Source organism: Brachybacterium sacelli (genome assembly GCF_017876545.1).
GTDB lineage: Bacteria > Actinomycetota > Actinomycetes > Actinomycetales > Dermabacteraceae > Brachybacterium > Brachybacterium sacelli.
On the sequence record NZ_JAGIOD010000001.1, the window covers coordinates 1,731,887 to 1,751,082 of the forward strand.

Below are 19,196 nucleotides of genomic sequence, written 5' to 3' on the forward strand. Positions count from 1 at the left end.
GCCGGTGCGGCGAGGCCCCTCCCCTCACATCTCCTGTGCCGTCAGCGGGATCCGCCCGCCGGCGAGGACCATGTCGACCTGCCGCGGCGAGAGCCGGTGGTGCAGGCCCACCTCCCGACCGCCGATCCTCGCGGTGAGCTGCCGGCCACCGCGCAGCGCGTCGTGGATCCCGTCCAGGACCACCTCGTCGCCCTGGGCGAGGCCGTCGTGGGCGGTGGGGTCGTCGAACTCGAGGGCGAGGATCCCGAAGTTGGCGAGGTTCTGCCAGTGGATCCGGGCGAAGGACTTCGCGATCACCGCCCGCAGCCCCAGGTAGCGCGGGGCGATCACGGCGTGCTCGCGCGAGGAGCCCTGCCCGTAGTTGTCCCCGGCGATCACCACGTGCCCACCCTCGGCCTCCCGGGCGCGCTGCGGGTAGGTCCCGTCGAGCCGGGTGAAGGAGAATTCGGCGATCTTGGGGATGTTGCTGCGGAAGGGCAGCACCCGCGAGCCGGCCGGCATGATCTCGTCGGTGGAGACGTTGTCGCCCATCACCAGCAGCGCCGGCACCGCCAGGTGGTCCTCGACGGGTGCGAACTCCGGCAGTGACGAGATGTTCGGCCCCTTGACCAGCTCGACGCCCGCCGCCTGCTCGGGCGGCAGCGGCGGCAGCAGCATGTCGTCCACCGTCGAGTAGAACTCCGGCATCGTCGGCCGCGGGTACGCCAGGTCGTGGCTGCTCTCGAGCGTGCGGGGGTCGGTGATCCGCCCGGTCAGCGCGGCAGCCGCGGCGGTCTCGGGGGAGCACAGCCACACGGCGTCCTCCTCGGTGCCGGAGCGGCCGGGGAAGTTGCGCGGCATGGTGCGCAGGGAGTTGCGGCCCGTCGCGGGCGCCTGCCCCATCCCGATGCACCCCATGCAACCGGACTGGTGGATCCGGGCACCGGCGCTGACCAGCGAGGTGAGCCAGCCGCCGGCGATGAGATCGGCCAGCACCTCCCGGGAGGTGGGGTTGATGTCGAGGGAGATCCCGGGGCCGGTCTGGTGGCCGTCGAGGATCTCGGCGACCACCGCGAAGTCCCGCAGCCCCGGGTTCGCGGAGGAGCCGACGACCACCTGGGAGACGTCCTCGCCGGCCACGGAGGCGACGGTGACGACGTTGCCGGGGGAGGAGGGCTTCGCGATCAGCGGTTCCAGCTGCGAGAGATCGATGTGCTCGGTGACGTCGTAGGTGGCGTCCTCGTCGGCCTCCCAGCGCTCGAACTCCCCGGCGCGGCCGACGGACTCGAGGTAGGAGCGCACGGCGTCGTCGGCCGGGAACACCGTCGCAGTCGCACCGAGCTCGGCGCCCATGTTCGCGATGACATGGCGGTCCATCGCGGTCAGCTGCTTCAGGCCCTCGCCGTGGTACTCGATGATGCGGCCGACGCCGCCCTTGACGTCGTGGCGACGCAGCATCTCCAGCACCACGTCCTTGGCACTGACCCAGTCCGGCAGCGATCCCGTCAGCTCCACGCCCCAGATCTCCGGGGTCGAGACGTACAGCGGCTGGCCGGCCATCGCCATCGCGATCTCGAGACCGCCGACGCCGATCGCGAGCATGCCCAGGGCGCCGGCCGCGCAGGTGTGGGAGTCCGAGCCGATCAGCAGCGTGCCGGGGCGTCCGAAGTGGGCCTGGTGGACAGGATGGGAGACGCCGTTGCCGGCTTTGGAGAACCACAGGCCGAAGCGCTGCGCGGCGGATTCCAGGAAGAGGTGGTCATCAGGGTTCTTCTCGTCGGTCTGCAGCAGGTTGTGGTCGACGTACTGGACCGACAGCTCGGTGCGGATCCGCTCCAGGCCCATCGCCTCGAGCTCGAGCATCACCATGGTGCCGGTGGCGTCCTGGGTGAGGGTCTGATCGACACGTAGGCCGATCTCGGAGCCGGGCTCGAGCGAGCCTTCGACGAGGTGTTCGGCGATGAGCTTCTGTGCGACGTTGCGTGCCACGGGGCTGCCCTCCAGAGGATTGCGGCCCGGCGCCGGTCCGGCGGCGGACCTCTTGCCACCATAAGCCCGAACTCGGACCGGCGCACCCACGCGGTGGGAGATGGGGTACGGTCCTGGAATGACGAACCGTTGGTTTACCTATGCGCAGTCGGCCCTGGAGGGGCCGGCGACGGCATAGCGTCACCAACCCTTCAGAGCCGACGGGCAGAGCAGATGCTCTGCCCTTCGCCGTTTCCGGCGGGCTCTGCAGCGGGTCCGCCCTGACCCCAGGACAGGACCCATGACCGTTCTCGACTCCGCCCCTGCCGCAGCGTCCGCCGTGCGTTCCGCGGCCCCCACCACCGCGCGCGACCGCCACATCGCGAGCTTCACGCCGCTGCCCACCCCGGCCGAGCTCCGCGCCGAGCTGCCGATGGATCCCGAGCACGCAGAGCTGGTCGCCGAGCATCGGGAGGCCGTGCGCTCCACCCTCCGTGGCACCGACGACCGCCTGCTGGTGATCGTGGGCCCCTGCTCGATCCACGACCCCGACGCCGGCCTCGAGTACGCGCGCCTGCTCGCGGATGCGCAGGCTGAGCTGGGTGATGACCTGCTCCTGGTGATGCGCACGTACTTCGAGAAGCCTCGCACCACCGTGGGCTGGAAGGGCCTGATCAACGACCCGCATCTGAACGGCAGTCACGACATCGCCACCGGACTGCGCCGGGCGCGTGCTTTCCTGCGCGAGGTCACGGCTCTCGGCCTGCCCTGCGCCACGGAGTTCCTCGAGCCGATCAGCCCCCAGTACATCGCCGATATCATCAGCTGGGGCGCGATCGGTGCCCGCACCACCGAGAGCCAGATCCACCGCCAGCTCGCCTCCGGGCTGTCGATGCCGATCGGCTTCAAGAACGGCACCGATGGCGCCATCCAGGTCGCACTCGATGCGGTGGCGGCTGCCTCGACCCCGCAGGCCTTCCTGGGCATCGGGGCCGACGGGCGCGCGAGCCTGGTCTCCACCACCGGCAACCCCGACGTCTCCCTCATCCTGCGCGGCGGATCCACCGGAGCGAACTGGGGCCCGGGTCCCGTGCGCGCCTCCGCCGAGCGCCTGACCGAGCAGGGCCTCGTGCCGCGCCTGATCATCGACGCCAGCCACGGCAACAGCGGCAAGGACCACCGACGGCAGGCGGAGGTCGCCGCCGCGCTGTCCGACCAGGTCGCCGTCGACGGGGAGGCGATCGCGGGGATCATGCTCGAGAGCAACCTCGTGGCCGGCGCGCAGACGCTCGATGTCGACGCGGGGCCCGCCGGACTCGTCCACGGGCAGTCCGTCACCGACAAGTGCATGGACTGGGAAGTCACCGACGAGGTGCTGCGCGGGCTCGCCGGGGGAGTGCAGCGGCGTCGGGTCGCGGCGGCGAGGTGATCATGGGTCCTGGTGGGTGCGCACCGCAGACGAGGGACAGGAGCGGCACGACGCGACGCACCGCGACGGCTCCTGCCGCTGACGTCCCTGATGTGCTGCCCGAAGAGCGCGCCGGGCCGCCTCAGTCCGCCCGGCGCAGCGTGCGCGTGATCGTCTCGCGCACCCGGCCGGCCATCCCGGGGCCGTCGACGGGGGCGCGGCCGGCCACCTGGAGCGGGATGAACTCGGGCCAGTTCGGGCCGAAGTTCAGCAGGCGCTGGAGGTCACACGCCGGGTCGACCCTCACCCCGGCCAGCTCCTCGTAGTCGTCGAGGAACCACATGGCGGCGTCGGCGGAGAACAGCACGGCGAGGTTGAGCCGGCAATGGCCCACGTCCAGACCACGGTCCGCGAGGCCGACGGTGGGCCAGTCCACCACCGCCGAGATGCTCCCGCCCTGCCAGAGCACGTTGAAGTGCTGGTAGTCGCCATGGCTGAGCACGGCGCGGGCAGGATCCGCGGGTCGAGCGGCGAGCTCGCGGGCGGTGCGGGCGAGCCCCGGGTCGCCGCCCTGCTCCAGCCAGGACAGTTCGGAGGACGCCCACAGTTCGCAGGGGCCGAGCACCGGCGGCGGCACCGCGTGGATCCGCGCCAGCATCGCGGCGAGCCGGCGCACCCAGGCGCGCAGGTCGAACGGCGCGAGCTCCACCTGCCCGGGCAGGAAACGGGTGAGCGTGGTCGGCAGCCCGGAAGCGGCTCCCTCGGGATCGGCGGCGAGCAGCGAAGGGATCGGCAGACCGGCATCGGCCAGGGCGTCCAGCCCAGCCGCCTCACGGCGGACCATGTCGTGCTGCCAGCTCCCGTCCCCGGACCAGCGCCGCACGACGACGTCACCGCGACCGTCCGCGCGCCGCACCTGCAGCATCTGCCCGGTGATGCCGCCGACCAGCGAACGCACCAGCGAGACCTCCCCGACGAAGGGGGAGAGCCAGGCGCGCAGCGCCGGGTCGAGGTCCGAGGAATTGGAGTTCTGGGGCATGCGGCAGAGACTGTCAGAGGGGCCCGAAGGGCTCAATCGGATTCCGGGACCTCAGCGAGCCTTTCCGGGCAGGATCTGTCCTCGCATATTCCTGCGGTGGGAGTGCACAGCGGGACAGCGCCGCCGGTGTCCGCACCCTGCACGCCCCGGAGACGACGCCCTGGGGCAACCATCGCGTCGAGATGCTCGACCCCGAAGGGCATCAGTGGTCGGTGGGCGGCTGCCGGCCCGGTCGGCCCTGGTGAGGGAATACCGCAGCGCACGGGGACGTTGACAAGCGGTCCGCGCAGGATCCGCCGCCCCTCCCAGGAGAAGCCATCACCGAGCACACTGCACTCACGAGCTCGTCCGCCGTCGTCCTCCCGGCTCTCGCCGCGCAGGCACAGCGCCTCATCGACCTCGACGTCCATTCCCTCGCAGGCCTCTCTACGGAGGCGATGCGGGCGGCCGTCGCACAGTGGGGGAGCGAGCGCACCGACGCCCTGCTCGTGTTCCGTCCGGACCTCGCGCCCCCGTCGACCCTCGCCCCCCTCATGCGACGGGGCGAGAAGCCCGGGTTCGTGGTCGAGGACATGACCGACGTGGACCGCTTCGCGCCCACCGGCCTCGAGCTCCCCGGGGAAGCGCTCTATCTCGTCACGGGCATCGCCCGCGGGGACGAGTTCGAGAACGCCTCGCCCGCCGAGGCGCTCGCCGAGCTCACCGCCCGCGACCGCAGCCCGCTGCTGCTCACCGAGGGGCTGCACTGGGTGCTCCAGCAGCCGGAGGTGCTCGAGCGCAACCACTGCTTCATGACCATCGGCTCGCGGCTGATGAAGGCGACCGGCAAGCTCGACTCCCGTACGCCGGCGCTGTGGATCTCGAACGGCACCGGACGCGACGGGAAGGAGCGCAAGGACGCCCCGAAGCTCGGCTGGTGCTGGTGGAACAACCGCCACACCTGGCTCGGCATCGCCTCGGCCGCGGGGCGGTCCACCGGAGCGTGACGCCTCTGTCGACACTGCGCTGCATCCTGCGCGGAGGAGGGAAGCTCCCCCGGAGCCGGAACACGATCAACGCCTCGAGACGCACTGCGCACGCGCAGATGCCGTGCGGGCACCGGCATGACAGGCCACGGCGGATGTTCGTTGGATGAGATGACACTGCTGGTCATTTGGGTTTTTCCCTGACGCAACGGGATCTCTGGGGTGATCGGTCCTTGACGCGCCTACAGCCGAGCCGTACGTTGTTCGAGGTAAATGGGACGCCGTCCCGCTAAATGGGACGACGGCTGATCGGCCCTCGGAGGGAATCCAATGACGCATTCAGCCGCGGTAGGCACACGGAGGAACGAGCGCAACACCGTCGTGGCAAGCGTGATCGGCTCCGTGGTCGAGTGGTATGACTTCTTCCTCTACGCGACGATGGCCGCGATCGTCTTCGACTCGCAGTTCTTCCCTTCGTTCGACCCCCTGATCGGGACGCTCGTCGCTTTCGGCACCTTCGCCGCGGGATTCGTCACCAGGCCGATCGGCGGACTGATCTTCGGTCACTTCGGAGATCGGCTCGGGCGCAAGAAGATCCTGGTGACGACGATGCTCATCATGGGTCTCTCGACGTTCTGCATGGGGATCCTGCCCACGTACGAGTCGGTCGGTGCTGCTGCCCCGATCCTGCTCCTGCTGCTGCGCATGCTCCAAGGGATCGGGCTCGGCGGCGAATGGGGCGGTGCCGCGATCCTCACGTTCGAGCATGCGCCCCAGGGCAAGCGGGGATTCTTCTCCTCCTGGCCGCAGACCGGGGTTCCCCTCGGTCTCATGCTCTCGACGCTGCTCGTGAACGCCGTGAGCATGCTGGGAGACGAGGCCCTGCTCGCATGGGCATGGCGTATCCCCTTCCTGCTCAGCATCGTGCTCGTCATCGTCGGGCTCGTCATCCGTCTGAATGTCACCGAGCCACCTGCGTTCCGGAAGATGGTCGAGAACGACGACCGGGCCGGCGTACCGATGTTCGAGGTGATCACGAAGTACCCCAAGCAGCTCGTCGTCGGGTTCTGCGCCCGCTTCGGGGAAAGCGTGACGTTCAACGTGTTCAACGCCTTCGTGCTGACCTACACGACCCAAGTGCTAGGGCTGGAGAGCAAGCACGCACTGAACGGGCTGCTGATCGCAAGCATCTTCGGAGTCGTCATCATCCCGTTCGCGGGCAGGCTCTCCGACCGCATCGGCCGCCGCCCGGTCTTCGCGATCGGCGCGGCAGTCGCCGCCGTGACCGCCTTCCCGATCTTCGCCTTGATCGACACCGGCCTCGCCCCTCTGATCTGGCTGGCGATCGTTCTCGGATGGGCGCTCGGGGCGTGCACGATGTTCGGAGCGGAGGCGGCCTTCATCGCCGAGCTCTTCCCCGCACGAGTCCGCTACTCAGGTATGTCCATCGTCTACCAGCTCGGTGTACTCCCCTCGGGAGCGATCGCTCCCGCACTCTCCGTGTGGCTGGTCTCCCTCACCGGGTCGGCCTGGCCCGTTGCCGCGTACGTCGTGCTCGCCGCCCTCATCTCCTTGATCGGCCTCCGCGCTGCGAGAGAGACGGCTCATGACGACATCGACGGCGACCTGCACGCCCCGGGCATCGGCCGTGCTGAGACAGAACGCGCAGCCCGCTGAACCACTCCATCCCTCTCCGTCCCTACTCGCCAGAGGTGCCTTCGCATGACCGATGAATCCGTCTCCGCCCCCAACGTCGTTCTCGTCCTCGTCGACGACATGGGCTTCTCCGATATCGGGTGTTACGGCGGTGAGGTCGAGACCCCGAACATCGATGCTCTCGCCGCCGGTGGCGCGCGGATGAGCCAGTTCTACAACACCGCCCGATGCAGTCCGTCCCGCGCCTCGCTCATGACAGGTCTGCATCCCCACCAGACCGGCATCGGGATCCTCAACTACGACGACTCCCCTGAGGGGTATCCGGGGAACCTCAACTCGAACTGCGTGACGATTGCCGAAGCGCTCCGCCCCGCCGGCTACCGGAGCTACGCGTCCGGGAAATGGCACATGGCGGGCGACATCCATAACCCGACCGACGCCTGGCCGACCCGGCGCGGGTTCGATGAGTTCTTCGGGACCCTCGAAGGCGCGGGCAGCTATTTCACACCGCGGACCCTCACCCGGAACGAGACCAACGTCGAGCACGAGTTCGAGGACCCGGACTTCTACTACACCGACGCCATCACCGACAACGCAGTGGATTTCCTGCGCGCTCACGCACAGGAACACTCGGATGACCCCTTCTTCCTGTATCTGTCCTATACAGCGCCTCACTGGCCCCTCCAGGCACGTGAGGACGACATTGCCAAGTATGTGGACCGCTTCTCCGCAGGCTGGGACGAGCTGCGCAAGGAACGCCTGGAGCGGCTCGTCGCCTCGGGGATCATCTCCGAGAAGTGGCCATTGACCGATCGGGACCCCCGCGTCCCCGCCTGGGACGATGTCGAGGACCAGGAATGGGAGGCCGGCCGAATGGCCGTGTATGCCGCGATGGTCGACCGTATGGACCAGGGTGTCGGGCGCGTCGTCGAGGAACTGCAGGAGCAGGGCGAGATCGACAACTCGCTGATCATCTTCCTGTCCGACAACGGAGGGTGCGCCGAAGAAATGCCGATCGAGTCCGCGCGGGATTTCGTCACCACCTACGTCAGCTTCGACGAGACCTCTCGGGATGGACGCCCGGTTCGCCCGGGGAACGACCCCAGCATCACCCCGGGAGGCGAGGACACGTACAGCACGTACGGCCGCTCATGGGCGAACCTCTCCAACACCCCCTTCCGCGAGTACAAGCACTGGATCCACGAGGGCGGTATCGCGACTCCGCTGATCGTCTCCTGGCCCGGGACGGTGCCGGAGGGTGTGCTGCGGACGCAACCTCACCAGCTCACCGACATCATGGCCACGATCCTCGACGCGACCGGGACGCAATACCCGAGCCACTGCCGGGACCGCCAGCCGCTGCCGCTGGAGGGCATCAGCATGTTGCCCACCTTGTACGACGGAGCCACCGATGAAGGGCGATTCCTGTACTGGGAGCACGAGGGGAACTGCGGCGTGCGCCGGGGTGCGTGGAAGCTCGTGAAGAAGCACGGCGAGGAATGGGAGCTCTATGACGTGGAGGAGGATCGCACGGAGCTGCACGATGTGGCTCTGCACCATCCGGAGATCGTCGAAGAGTTCTCGACCGAGTATCAGGCATGGGCGGATCGCTGCGGCGTCATTCCTCGTGAGCGAGTGCTCGCCCTGTACGAGGAACGGGGCAATGGCCTGCCCTCGGAGTGAGCGGCTACGCTGATCTCGTGGAGCGAACAAGCGCCGACAACAGCATCGGTAAGGCCGTGTCGGTTCTCAACGCGCTGCGGGGCGCCGAGAACGGAGCCGGTGCGCGGGCCCTCGCTTCGACCACCGGGTTGCCGCGCAGCACGGTACAACGTCTGCTCGCTTCACTCGGCGCGAGCGGGATGGTCATTCAGGACGAGGCGACCCAGCAGTACAGGATCGGTCCGCAGGCACTCATCATCGGCTTGGGGTACAACGCCGGGAGCGTTCTGCTGGCCGTGGCGAGACCCCACATGGTCAGTCTCCGTGACGAGATCGGTGAGACGGTCGGCCTCTCCGTCGCTGTCGGGGATTCGCGCATCTTCATCGACGAGGTGCAGAGCACGTTCGAACTGCGGTTCGCCTCGGAGATGGGTCGGCTCTACCCGCTGTGGTCAGGGGCGAACGGCAGACTGCTGCTGAGCGATCTGGCTGACGTAGAGATCGAGCGTGTGCTCGACTCCTTCAGCGACGGCGGACCCGTGCACAGGCCGCTCAGTGCTCAGGAGACCTGGGAGCAGATCCGTCGGATCCGCCGGGACGGATACGCGATGGCAAGTGACGAGGCGATCGCCGATGTGAGCTCGGTATCGACTCCGGTGCGGGACGCCCACGGCAGGATCACCGCCGCACTGTCGGCCTCCGGTCCCTCCGAAAGATTCACCGAGGAGCGGATGAACGCGTGCCTCGGCCCGCTCCGTGCCGCGTCGGAAGCCATCAGCAGTCGAGTTGGGCGAGGACCCCAGTACTGACTCGAGGCCCGGGGGCCGTGTGCAATTCCGCGGGACCGGAGGACCGCTCCGCTGTACCGTCGCTGACCATGACCTCGACAACTAAGCCTACGTGGTGGGACCTGCACAACGACTCGTTGCTCGCGGCCGCCCGTGACGACCCGTCGCTGGCCGCCGCGATGCTCTCCGACGACATCATCGCGCTGCTCGCCGAGGTCGAGGCTGCGTTCGCCGAGACGGGCACCGAGATCCCTTCGTGGGAGGACCCGCACCTGCAGGCCGACGGCGGGACCCGCGACAGCCGCGACGAGGAGCACGGCCGCTGCCACGACCCCGGCAGGTTCCGGATCCTGTGGACCCGCGCCGAGGCGTGGACCCGCGTGCTCACCGCCCGCGGATGGGCCGGTCCGGCCGGCGTCGAGGACGGCGGGCAGCTCGACTGGACCTCGCCGCTGTTCGTGACGCCCCATCGCGCCACCGTGCTGCGCCCTCGCCGGCGGGGCGCGGAGCCTCTCGTGCTCGCCCGGACGCTCCCGGACGATGCTGTCGCCGGCCCGGATCTGCGCGGTGAGGAGCCGGATGTCCCGGGCCTCGTGGTCGGCCTCGGTGAGCCCGCGGTGCCGGTGCACACCACGCCGGTCTGCGGTTGCGACGCCTGCGATGACGGCTCCGGCGATCTGCTCGAGGACCTCGACCGGACGATCCTCTCGATCGTCGACGGATCCTTCGAGGTCGTCACGACGGCAGGGGGCACCTCACGACGCACGTCCTTCGGTGTCGAGGAGGATGGACGTGCCGAGGGGGACCCTGCGTCCATGCAGATCACTGCCGAGCCCTGGGCGGAGAACTGGACCCCGCGACCGCTCTGCGAGCCGATCGATCCCGGGGACATCGCCTGGGCCCACGAGATGCTGCGCGAGCCCTGGCCCACGCGCCTGCTCGATGCCGTCGTCTACGCCCTCCCGCCTCCCCTCGCCGCCCGGATCGACCGCTTCCGCCCCGGGTACTCCGCGACGGCGACCTCGAGCCCGTACGTCCGCGACGACCCGGAGATCACGGCGCCGCTCGACGCCCTGGAGAACGTGCCTGCCGGGTACCGCCGCCTCCACCGCAGCGCCGTGGTGACGGGCATGGACTTCGAGGAAGCCGCCACCGCGGTGCTGACCTGGACGCTGCAGCGCCGCGCGGGCATAGGGGTCCTCGCCTCGCACTCTCCGCTCGAGGAAGGCACGGAAGCACGACTGCGACTGGGCATCGCCCCGTTCACGATCAGCGCCCCGTGTCGGGTGCTGCAGGTGATCGACGAGCCGGACCGGCAGGGATTCGCCTATGGCACACTGCCCGGCCATCCGGAATCCGGCATCGAGCAGTTCACCGTGACCCGCACTTCGACCGGTCTCGTGCGCGTCCACCTCGATGCCGTCTCGAGAACCGCCACCTGGTACGCCCGGCTCGGCGCGCCCGCCGCCCGGATCATCCAGGAGCTCATCACCCGTCGCTACCTCAGCGCCCTGTCCAGCTCGTCCGCCCCGTAAGGAGCCCGCCATGCCCGTCAGCCTGATCCGCTCGACCAGCCTCTCCGACGTCGCCGAGTACGCCTACGCCGCCACCGCCCCTGCCGGCGCCCGCCTGATCGCCCTCGCCGGGTCCTGTCCGCTGAACGAGGACGGCTCGACCCACGGCATCGGCGACTACGCCGCACAGACCGCGAAGTGCCTCGAGAACATGACAACCGCCCTGGCCGACGCCGGGGCCGGTATCGAGGACGTCCTCAGCACACGAGTCTCCGTCGCCACCACCCGGCAGAGCGATCTCGTCGCGGCCTGGGACGTGGTGCGCGACGGGTTCGCGGAGCACGACGTGCCCAGTACCCTCGTCGGCGTCACCGTGCTCGGCTACGACCACCAGCTCGTCGAGATCGAAGCCCTCGCCGCGGTCGTCGACTGATCCCCACCCAGGAGCCGAATGTTCACCGGCCTCAGTGCCTTCCCGCTCACCCCGCTGCGTGACGACCAGGTCGATCTCGCCGCTTACACACGACTGATCGACCGCTTGGGCGCGGCCGAGGTCGGCTCGATCGGTGCTCTCGGCTCTACCGGCTCCTACGCCTATCTCGACCGGGACGAACGACGGGCAGTGGCCGCCGCGACCGTCGAGCACGCGGGCCACGTCCCGGTGCTCATCGGCATCGGTGCCCTGCGCGCCTCGCAGGTGCGAGCGCTGGCCGCCGACGCCCAGGAGGTCGGGGCCGACGCCGTGCTGCTCGCCCCGGTCAGCTACCAGGAGCTCACCGAGGACGATGTCGCCGGCCTCTACGAGGACGTCACCGCCGAGCTCTCGGTGCCCCTGGTCGTCTACGACAACCCCGGCACCACGCACTTCACGTTCTCCCTCGACCTCTACGCGCACATCGCCTCGCTCCCGCACGTCGAGGGGATCAAGATCCCCCCGACCGCCGGCAGCGTGGAGGAAGTGCGCGAGCGGATCCAGGCGATTCGCGCCGTGATCCCCGAGCACGTCCGGCTCGGCATCTCCGGGGACGGCTTCGCGGCGACCGGGTTACTGGCCGGCTGCGATGCCTGGTTCAGCTCCCTCGGCGGCATCCTCCCGCAGGCGATGGCGGCCATCGCACGCCCGGCTCTGGCGGGCGAGGAGGAGAGCGCGCTCGCCGGGTCCGAGCGGCTGCGCCCGGTATGGGAGCTGATCGCCGAGTTCGGCAGCCTGCGGGTGGCCGCTGCGATGGCCGGGCACCTCGAACTGGTCCAGGAGCCGTGCCTGCCCCGACCGCTGCTCGGCCTGACGGGATCAGACCGCGACCGGGTACGAGCAGTGGTCGAGGAACTCGGGCTGAGGGACTGACCGGTCGAGAGCGATAGGGGTCATCAGTGCACCGAGAACCCGCCGTCGACAGCGATCGACTGCCCGGTGACGTACGCGGAGGCGGGGCTCGCGAGGAACACCGCGGCACCCGCGAAGTCCTCCGGCTCCCCGTTGCGACCGGAGAGCGTGCGCGCAGCGAGGGCTTCGACCCGCGCCGGATCCGCGCTGAGCCGACGGTTCAGCGCGGTCTGCACGAACCCCGGGACCAGCACGTTCGCGGTCACGCCCTGCGGTGACCAGGCCTCCGCCTGCGAACGGGCCAGCGCCTCCACCGCGGCCTTCGAGACCCCGTAGGCGCCGCTGTCGGCGAAGGGCCGATGTGCCTGCTGCGAACTGAGATGGATGAGCCGGCCGAAGCCGCGCTCCGCCATCGCCGGCGCCAGGCGCTGGCCGAGCACGAACGGCGCCTCCAGATTCACCGCCATGGTGGCGTCCCAGGTGCCCTCGTCCAGCTCCGCCAGCGGCGGCCGCAGATTGATCCCCGCGCTGCTGACCAGGATGTCCACGTCCCCGGCGGAGTCGGCGAGGGCATGGGAACCGGCCCGGGTGGAGAGGTCGGCGCGGATCCCGTCGGCCGTGCCCCCACCGGCCCGGATCGTCCCGACCGTCGCGGCGATCGTCGCGTCGGTGCGGGCGGCGATCAGCACCCGCGCCCCGGCGCCTGCCAGGGCGATCGCGATCGCCCGGCCGATCCCGGAGCTGCCCCCGGTGACCAGCGCGGTACGCCCGTCCAGGCCGAACAGCGACTCGAGAGAGGGTGCGGAGCTCATCGCCCGAGGGTACCCAGCCGATGACGTGTCCGGCCGCCCGTCCGCGCGGCCCGGGCAGCGGCCACACGGCGGCCGGGAGTCGGTTACGGTGACTGCATCGCGCGCGATGGTGACGCGACCGGTGCCGAGGACCGAGGGCGGTCGGCGGCCAGATCGTGGACTCGCCGTGGACCGTTCCCCACCCACGACAGGAAAGCCCGTGAACTCCCTGATCCTCGCAGTGGTCGGCGTCGGCATGATGATGGCCGGCTATCTGCTGTACTCCCGCTTCCTCGCCCGTCGCGTCTACACGCTCGACGCGACCTTCCGCACGCCGTCCCATGAGCTCGAGGACGGCGTCGACTACGTCCCCACCAACAAGTTCATCCTCTGGGGGCACCACTTCACCTCGGTCGCCGGCGCCGCCCCCATCGTCGGCCCCGCGGTCGCGGTGATCTGGGGCTGGCTGCCCGCCTTCCTCTGGGTCACGCTCGGCACCGTCTTCTTCGCGGGCATGCACGATCTCGGTGCCCTGTGGGCGTCCGTGCGCAACCGCGGCCAGTCCATCGGCAGCCTCTCCGCCCGCTACATCGGTGCCCGCGGCAGCAGGCTGTTCCTGGTGGTCATCTTCCTGCTGCTGCTCATGGTCAACGCCGCCTTCGCCGTGGTCATCGCCGGCCTGCTGGTCTCCACCCCGACGGCCGTGATCCCCACCTGGGGCGCGCTCGTGGTCGCCGTGCTCATCGGCCAGGCGATCTACCGCTTCAAGTGGAACCTGCCTCTGGTCTCGGCCGTCGGCGTGGCCGCCCTCTACTCGCTGATCCTGCTGGGCGACCGGGTCCCTGTGGTGCTGCCGGAGACTGTGCTGGGCCTGTCCCCGGAGGCGTTCTGGATCATCGTGCTGTTCGTCTACGCGGCGATCGCCTCGGTGCTGCCGGTGTGGGTGCTGCTGCAGCCGCGCGACTACATCAATGGTCTGCAGCTGTTCATCGGTCTGGGCCTGCTGTACGGCGCGGTACTGATCTTCCGCCCCGAGGTCGTCGCCCCCTCGTTCAACACGAACGTGCCCGAGGGGACGCCCGGCATCATGCCGCTGCTGTTCGTGACCGTGGCCTGCGGCGCCGTCTCCGGCTTCCACGGGATCGTCTCCTCCGGCACCTCCGCCAAGCAGCTGGACAAGGAGACCGATGCCCGCTTCGTCGGCTACTTCGGCGCCGTCGGCGAGGGCCTGCTGGCGCTCGGTGCGATCATCGCCACCACCGCCGGGTTCCGCACCCTGGCCGACTGGGAGGAGGTGTACAGCGCGTTCAACGAAGGCGGTGTCGCGGCGTTCGTGACCGGCGGCGGGTCCATCCTCAACGCGGGCCTGGGCATCCCCACCTCGCTGTCGGCGACGATCCTGGCCACCATGGCGGTGCTGTTCGCGGCCACCACCATGGATACCGGCGTGCGGCTGCAGCGCTTCGTGGTCCAGGAGATCGGCGACGTGATCGGCGTGAAGCTCGGCACCGTCATCGCGACCGTGATCGTGCTGGTGGTGTGCCTGGGACTGACCTTCAGCGCCGGGGCCGACGGGTCCGGCGGCATGATCATCTGGCCCCTGTTCGGCACCACCAACCAGATCCTGGCGGGCCTGACCCTGGCGATCCTCGCGGTGATGCTGGTGCGCAAGCGCCGCCCGGTGCTGCCGATCCTGATCCCGCTCGTGTTCGTGCTGTTCATCAGCGTGTACGCCCTGATCATCCAGCTCGGCGGGTTCCTCGCCGAGGGCAACTGGCTGCTGCTGGTGCTCGACGTGATCATCCTGATCGCCGCGGTCTGGGTGATCGTCGAGTCCGCGGTCGCCCTGAACCGCGCCCGCACCGCAACGCCCGAGGCCGACGACGAGGACGAGCGCGACTCCGTGGTCACCGGTGGGGGCTCGCAGGAGTGACCTCCGCCCCACAGCGCCGCCCCGCCGGCGGGTCCCCGGACGACCCCGCCGACGGGGCGGTTCCCCGCCGCCGCTCCCTGTCGACCCTGCGCGAACGCTGGCGGGCGTTCAGCGCAGGCCTGCACGAGTTCTACGTCGCCCCCTACCGGCGCACCTTCGCCCGGGCCCGCCGTGACGAGGACGACCTGTTCCGCCTGCTGGTCATGAGCGAGATGCTCGGGGTGCCCAACCCCGCCTCCTACTACACCGCCGAGCTGCTTCCGGTGCTCTACGACGGCTTCCACGATTGGCACCGACGGATGGGCATGGAGCGCTCCCCGCTGGAGAACTACCGATGCTGCTGAACCTGGCCACCCGCCGCCGCGTGCTGTTCCTGGGTGGCAAGGGCGGGGTCGGCAAGACCACCGTCGCCTCCGCCCTCGCCCTCTCTGCCGCGCGCGAGGGCCGCCGCGCCCTCGTGGTCTCCACCGACCCCGCCCACAACCTCGGCCACCTGTGGGACCAGCGGGTCGGCGACCGGGTCACCCGCCTCGGCGACGGTGCGGACGGTCGCCTGTGCGGGATAGAGATCGATCCCGACGCCACCACGGACCAGCACCTGCGGGACGTGGGACGCACGCTGCGCCGCCTCATGCCGGAGAACCTCGCCGGCGAGGTCGACAAGCACATGGAGCTGTCCCGACGCTCGCCGGGCACTCACGAGGCCGCCGTGCTCGAACGGATGACGGAGCTGGTCGAGACCGGCAGGGAGGAGTTCGACCTGGTCGTCTTCGACACCGCGCCCTCGGGGCACACCGCTCGGCTGATGGCTTTGCCCGAGCTGATGACCGCCTGGACCGACGGGCTGCTGGCACGCCGCGAGAAGTCCCAGAGGCTCGGCGCGGCGATGCGCGGGCTCGAGGGGGACCGCGGACGGTCGGTGCTCGGCTCGAGCGCACCGCGCGACCCCGTGGAGGAGCGGGACGAGGAGATCCGCGCGATCCTGCTGCGCCGCCGCGACCGGCTGGCCGGGCTGCGGGAGGTGCTCACCGATGCCGAGGAGGCCTCCTTCGCGATCGTGCTCGCCGCCGAACGACTGCCCGTGCTGGAGAGCATCTCGCTGCACGAGGAGCTCACCCGCACCGGTGTCGACGTCGGTGCCCTGGTGGTCAACAAGCGCTCGCCGTCCGGCCGCGGCGACTTCCTGGCCCGGCGCCGCGCCGTCGAGGAGGAGCACCTTGCCACCCTCCGCGCGGCCCTGCCGGACGTACCGCTGCAGCAGATCCCGCTGGGGGAGGAGGACGTGGTCGGGCCCGCCGCGCTGGAGCGTTTCGCCCGTCAGTTGTGAGGACGGGTGCACCCGTGCACCAGGACGGACGGTGGGCCGGTCAGGAGTGGCCCTCGCGGCGCCATGCCCACCGTTCTCGCGATGCGCTGGCGAAAGCCTGATCGTCGCTCGAGAAGTGCTTCGCAGAATGAGTGTTCGGGGTGAGAGATCCGCCCTTGGTGGCTGTTCTCCGGGTCGACGTCAAAAATGGTCTTCTCGGTAGGGCATTCGGTGGGAGGTCAGGTCATTCCGATCCAGCTCCCGCCCGTCGAGACGGGTCAGGATGAATGCGGCCGAGCGGAGGGGTGGGCCCGCAAGCCGGGGAGGGCCCTTCTGGCTGCGTGGGCCTGATCAGCGTGTTCTTCACCTCGGGTCGACCCGACATCACGTTCTCCCGACCGGGCGTTCAGCTCGCCCGCCATCGGGCGTTCGGACCGGTCGCGCCCCAGGTGGTGGTGATGTATCGGGTTCGGCGGACCGGCCTCGGCCCGGGCTCTCGTTGACCGGCTGATCGGCCGGGTCGACACTTGCAACACCATCGAGCACCGATGAATCGCCTCTCGTGAGGAGAGCAGATATGGATGCGAAGTCGAAGGTCGCGCTAGGTGTTCTGGGCGGGTACGTCCTGGGCCGCGGCAAGAAGTCGAAACTTGTTCTGCCGCTTCTGGGATATGTCGTCCTGAAGCAGGGCGGAAAGCAGCTCAGCGCCGCGAAGTCCACTCTCATGGAGTCCGACGAGGCCAAGGGCTTCGTCGAGCAGCTCACCGGGGGACTCGGCGTGGCAGCGAAGGGTGCGGCCACTGCCGCCGCCGCCAAGGGCGTCCACAGCGTGAGCTCGAGTCTCAAGGAGCGCACCGCGCAATTGCAGGGCGGATCGGAATCCGCCTCGCAGGACGACGAGACGAGCGATGCCGAGGACTCCGAGGAAGAGCCCGAAGATTCCGCGGACGAGAAGGACTCCGAGGAGGAGCCCGAGGATTCCGCGGGCGAGAAGGAGCCCGAGGAGTCGGAGGACTCCGAGGAGAAGCCTGAGAAGGCCGAGGGCTCCGCGAAGACGTCGACCCGGAAGTCGCCCGCGAAGTCCACCCGGAAGTCGTCCAGCAGGTCGACCAGCAGTTCCACGCGGAAATCGCCGTCGACGTCGAAGACGTCAGCATCCCACAAGAGCACCACCGGGAAGAAGTCCGCGAGCACGTCCAAGGACGAGGAGAGCGACTCGAATGGCTGAGAAGACCACAGAGGACACCACGGACCAGCCCTGGTGGAAGGAAGCTCTCGCCGATCTTCCGTTCGATGACCTGAAGTCGCAGGCGACCGACTACGCGAAGGCTCTGGCCGAGAAGGGCTCCTCCACCCTGACCGACAAGCTCAACGGCCTGTCGGACTCGCTGACGCCGGACGGCGACGGCGGTGCCTCCGGGGAGGGGCTGAAGAAGGGCGCCGAGAAGCTCGCCGAGGGCAAGAGCCCCGTCTCGGCGGGAGCGTCGGCGCTCGCGACCGGCGCCAAGGAGAAGCTGACCCCCGGATCCGGGGGATCCTCCAGCGGTTCCTCGGGAGGCTCCTCCGACGTCAAGAAGTTCTCGAACATCGTCGAGTCGATCGAGGTGGGCGTCCCCGTCAGGGTCGCCTACAACCAGTGGACCCAGTTCCAGGACTGGACCGGCTTCATGAAGAAGGTCGAGAACGCCGAGCAGTCCTCCGAGGAGAAGGTGGAGTTCAAGGGACAGGTCTTCCTCTCCCACCGCACCTGGGAATCCACCATCGTGCAGCAGGTCCCCGACGAGCAGATCGTCTGGGAGTCGAAGGGCGAGAAGGGCCATCTCGACGGAGCGGTCACGTTCCACGAGATCGGACCGCGGCTCACCCGGATCCTCATCATCGTCAACTACTACCCGCAGGGCTTCGTCGAGAAGGTCGGGAACATGGGACGCCCGGTCGGCAAGCGCATCCGCGTGGAGTCCCGGCTCTTCGCCCGCTATGTCATGACCACGACGATCCTCGACGAGGACGCGGTCGAGGGCTGGCGCGGCGAGATCCGTGACAGCGAGGTCGTGCGCACGCACGAGGAGGCTCTCGAGGCCGAGCAGGAGGAAGCGGATCGCGGCGACCAGGAGGCCGGCGAACCGGAATCCGATCTGGATGCCGAGACCGAGCACGATCCGGACGCCTCGGAGGAGGACGCCGAGGGCCCTGCCGACACCGATACCGAGGACACCGCCGACACCGAGGAGGACGACACGGACGAGGGCGAGACCGAGGAGGACGCCTCCGCCGACGGAGACGACTCCGACCCGGATTCCGGGACTGCGCAGGATCAGGAGACCTCGGAGAACGAGAAGGACGACTCCGAGGAAGCCGACGACTCCCATGGCCCTGACCAGGACGATGACTTCGAGTACGTCGACGACGAGTCAGAGACCACGAAAGGCACATCATGACCAGCACCGCCGTGAATCAGCAACGCTCCCGGGGCGGGTACGTCGACCGTCCCTCCTCCAGCTCACTCGCCGACGTCGTGGAGATCATCCTCGACAAGGGCCTCGTCATCGATGCCTTCGTGCGGGTCTCCCTGGTCGGCATCGAGATCCTCACCGTCGATGCCCGCATCGTGATCGCCAGCGTCGACACCTATCTGCGGTTCGCCGAGGCCACCAACCGGCTCGATCTCGAGCAGAAGGGTGGCAAGGACATCACCGAGGTGATGGGGGCGACCCAGGAGCAGGGTGCCAAGGGCAAGGTCGGCGGCGCCCTCGAAGGCGCCAAGGATGCACTGACCTCGAACGATGACGACTCCGAAGAAGACGACGAGAAGAGCTCGAAGAGCTCGAGGAGTTCGAAGAAGGCCGAGGCCTCGGCATCGTGA

17 protein-coding genes are annotated in these 19,196 nt (G+C 69.3%); 14 read left to right on the top strand and 3 right to left on the bottom strand.

Features of this window, described 5'->3' with window-relative positions:
• Positions 1-24 precede the first annotated feature (24 nt).
• Positions 25-1,968, bottom strand: a complete 1,944-nt coding sequence (locus JOF43_RS07685; protein ID WP_209900861.1) for an aconitate hydratase — start codon at positions 1,966-1,968, stop codon at positions 25-27.
• A 280-nt stretch (positions 1,969-2,248) separates the two neighbouring features.
• Here JOF43_RS07685 and JOF43_RS07690 point away from each other — a divergent pair, with 280 nt between their 5' ends.
• Entirely contained in the window at positions 2,249-3,376 is a 1,128-nt protein-coding gene (locus tag JOF43_RS07690; protein ID WP_209900863.1) for a 3-deoxy-7-phosphoheptulonate synthase, read from the top strand.
• 121 nt (positions 3,377-3,497) lie between these two features.
• Here JOF43_RS07690 and JOF43_RS07695 read toward each other — a convergent pair whose 3' ends face one another.
• The gene (locus JOF43_RS07695) at positions 3,498-4,394 is read right to left on the bottom strand and encodes a phosphotransferase family protein (protein WP_209900865.1); all 897 of its coding nucleotides are present in this window, start codon (positions 4,392-4,394) and stop codon (positions 3,498-3,500) included.
• 392 nt (positions 4,395-4,786) lie between these two features.
• On the opposite strand from JOF43_RS07695, the gene JOF43_RS07700 reads away from it, so the two are divergent.
• The 7 genes from JOF43_RS07700 (at position 4,787) to JOF43_RS07730 (ending at position 12,324) form a co-directional block, all read left to right on the top strand.
• The gene (locus JOF43_RS07700) at positions 4,787-5,380 is read left to right on the top strand and encodes a DUF5701 family protein (protein ID WP_342592187.1); all 594 of its coding nucleotides are present in this window, start codon (positions 4,787-4,789) and stop codon (positions 5,378-5,380) included.
• A gap of 360 nt (positions 5,381-5,740) precedes the next feature.
• Positions 5,741-7,036 carry an MFS transporter gene (locus tag JOF43_RS07705; protein WP_209900867.1) on the top strand — a complete coding sequence of 432 codons (1,296 nt, stop codon included), beginning with the start codon at positions 5,741-5,743 and terminating at the stop codon, positions 7,034-7,036.
• Positions 7,037-7,081: 45 nt separating this feature from the next.
• Entirely contained in the window at positions 7,082-8,698 is a 1,617-nt protein-coding gene (locus JOF43_RS07710) for an arylsulfatase (protein ID WP_209900870.1), read from the top strand.
• Between the two features lie 17 nt (positions 8,699-8,715).
• The gene (locus tag JOF43_RS23145; protein WP_209900872.1) at positions 8,716-9,486 is read left to right on the top strand and encodes an IclR family transcriptional regulator; all 771 of its coding nucleotides are present in this window, start codon (positions 8,716-8,718) and stop codon (positions 9,484-9,486) included.
• Between the two features lie 68 nt (positions 9,487-9,554).
• Entirely contained in the window at positions 9,555-11,000 is a 1,446-nt protein-coding gene (locus JOF43_RS22560; RefSeq protein WP_245354051.1) for a DUF1990 domain-containing protein, read from the top strand.
• A 10-nt stretch (positions 11,001-11,010) separates the two neighbouring features.
• Entirely contained in the window at positions 11,011-11,412 is a 402-nt protein-coding gene (locus tag JOF43_RS07725) for a RidA family protein (RefSeq protein ID WP_209900874.1), read from the top strand.
• Between the two features lie 18 nt (positions 11,413-11,430).
• The gene (locus tag JOF43_RS07730) at positions 11,431-12,324 is read left to right on the top strand and encodes a dihydrodipicolinate synthase family protein (protein ID WP_209900877.1); all 894 of its coding nucleotides are present in this window, start codon (positions 11,431-11,433) and stop codon (positions 12,322-12,324) included.
• Between the two features lie 23 nt (positions 12,325-12,347).
• On the opposite strand, the gene JOF43_RS07735 is transcribed toward JOF43_RS07730, so the two are convergent.
• Positions 12,348-13,115, bottom strand: coding sequence for an SDR family NAD(P)-dependent oxidoreductase (locus tag JOF43_RS07735; RefSeq protein ID WP_209900879.1), 768 nt, complete (start codon positions 13,113-13,115; stop codon positions 12,348-12,350).
• Between the two features lie 199 nt (positions 13,116-13,314).
• On the opposite strand from JOF43_RS07735, the gene JOF43_RS07740 reads away from it, so the two are divergent.
• The 6 genes from JOF43_RS07740 to gvpJ all read left to right on the top strand — a co-directional run bounded on the left by JOF43_RS07740 (position 13,315) and on the right by gvpJ (position 19,196).
• Positions 13,315-15,027 carry a carbon starvation CstA family protein gene (locus JOF43_RS07740; protein WP_209900881.1) on the top strand — a complete coding sequence of 571 codons (1,713 nt, stop codon included), beginning with the start codon at positions 13,315-13,317 and terminating at the stop codon, positions 15,025-15,027.
• An 86-nt stretch (positions 15,028-15,113) separates the two neighbouring features.
• The gene (locus JOF43_RS07745; RefSeq protein ID WP_245354332.1) at positions 15,114-15,371 is read left to right on the top strand and encodes a cory-CC-star protein; all 258 of its coding nucleotides are present in this window, start codon (positions 15,114-15,116) and stop codon (positions 15,369-15,371) included.
• Positions 15,362-16,354 carry an ArsA family ATPase gene (locus JOF43_RS07750; RefSeq protein ID WP_209900883.1) on the top strand — a complete coding sequence of 331 codons (993 nt, stop codon included), beginning with the start codon at positions 15,362-15,364 and terminating at the stop codon, positions 16,352-16,354. The genes JOF43_RS07745 and JOF43_RS07750 overlap by 10 nt, the downstream gene beginning before the upstream one ends.
• Before the next feature lie 556 nt (positions 16,355-16,910).
• Complete coding sequence (locus tag JOF43_RS07755) at positions 16,911-17,561, top strand: hypothetical protein (protein WP_209900885.1); 651 nt, start codon at positions 16,911-16,913, stop codon at positions 17,559-17,561.
• A complete protein-coding gene (locus JOF43_RS07760; RefSeq protein WP_209900887.1) occupies positions 17,554-18,771 on the top strand; it encodes an SRPBCC family protein in 1,218 nt (405 codons plus the stop codon). The genes JOF43_RS07755 and JOF43_RS07760 overlap by 8 nt, the downstream gene beginning before the upstream one ends.
• Positions 18,768-19,196, top strand: a complete 429-nt coding sequence (gene gvpJ / locus JOF43_RS07765) for a gas vesicle protein GvpJ (protein ID WP_209900889.1) — start codon at positions 18,768-18,770, stop codon at positions 19,194-19,196. Before JOF43_RS07760 ends, gvpJ begins: the two co-directional genes overlap by 4 nt.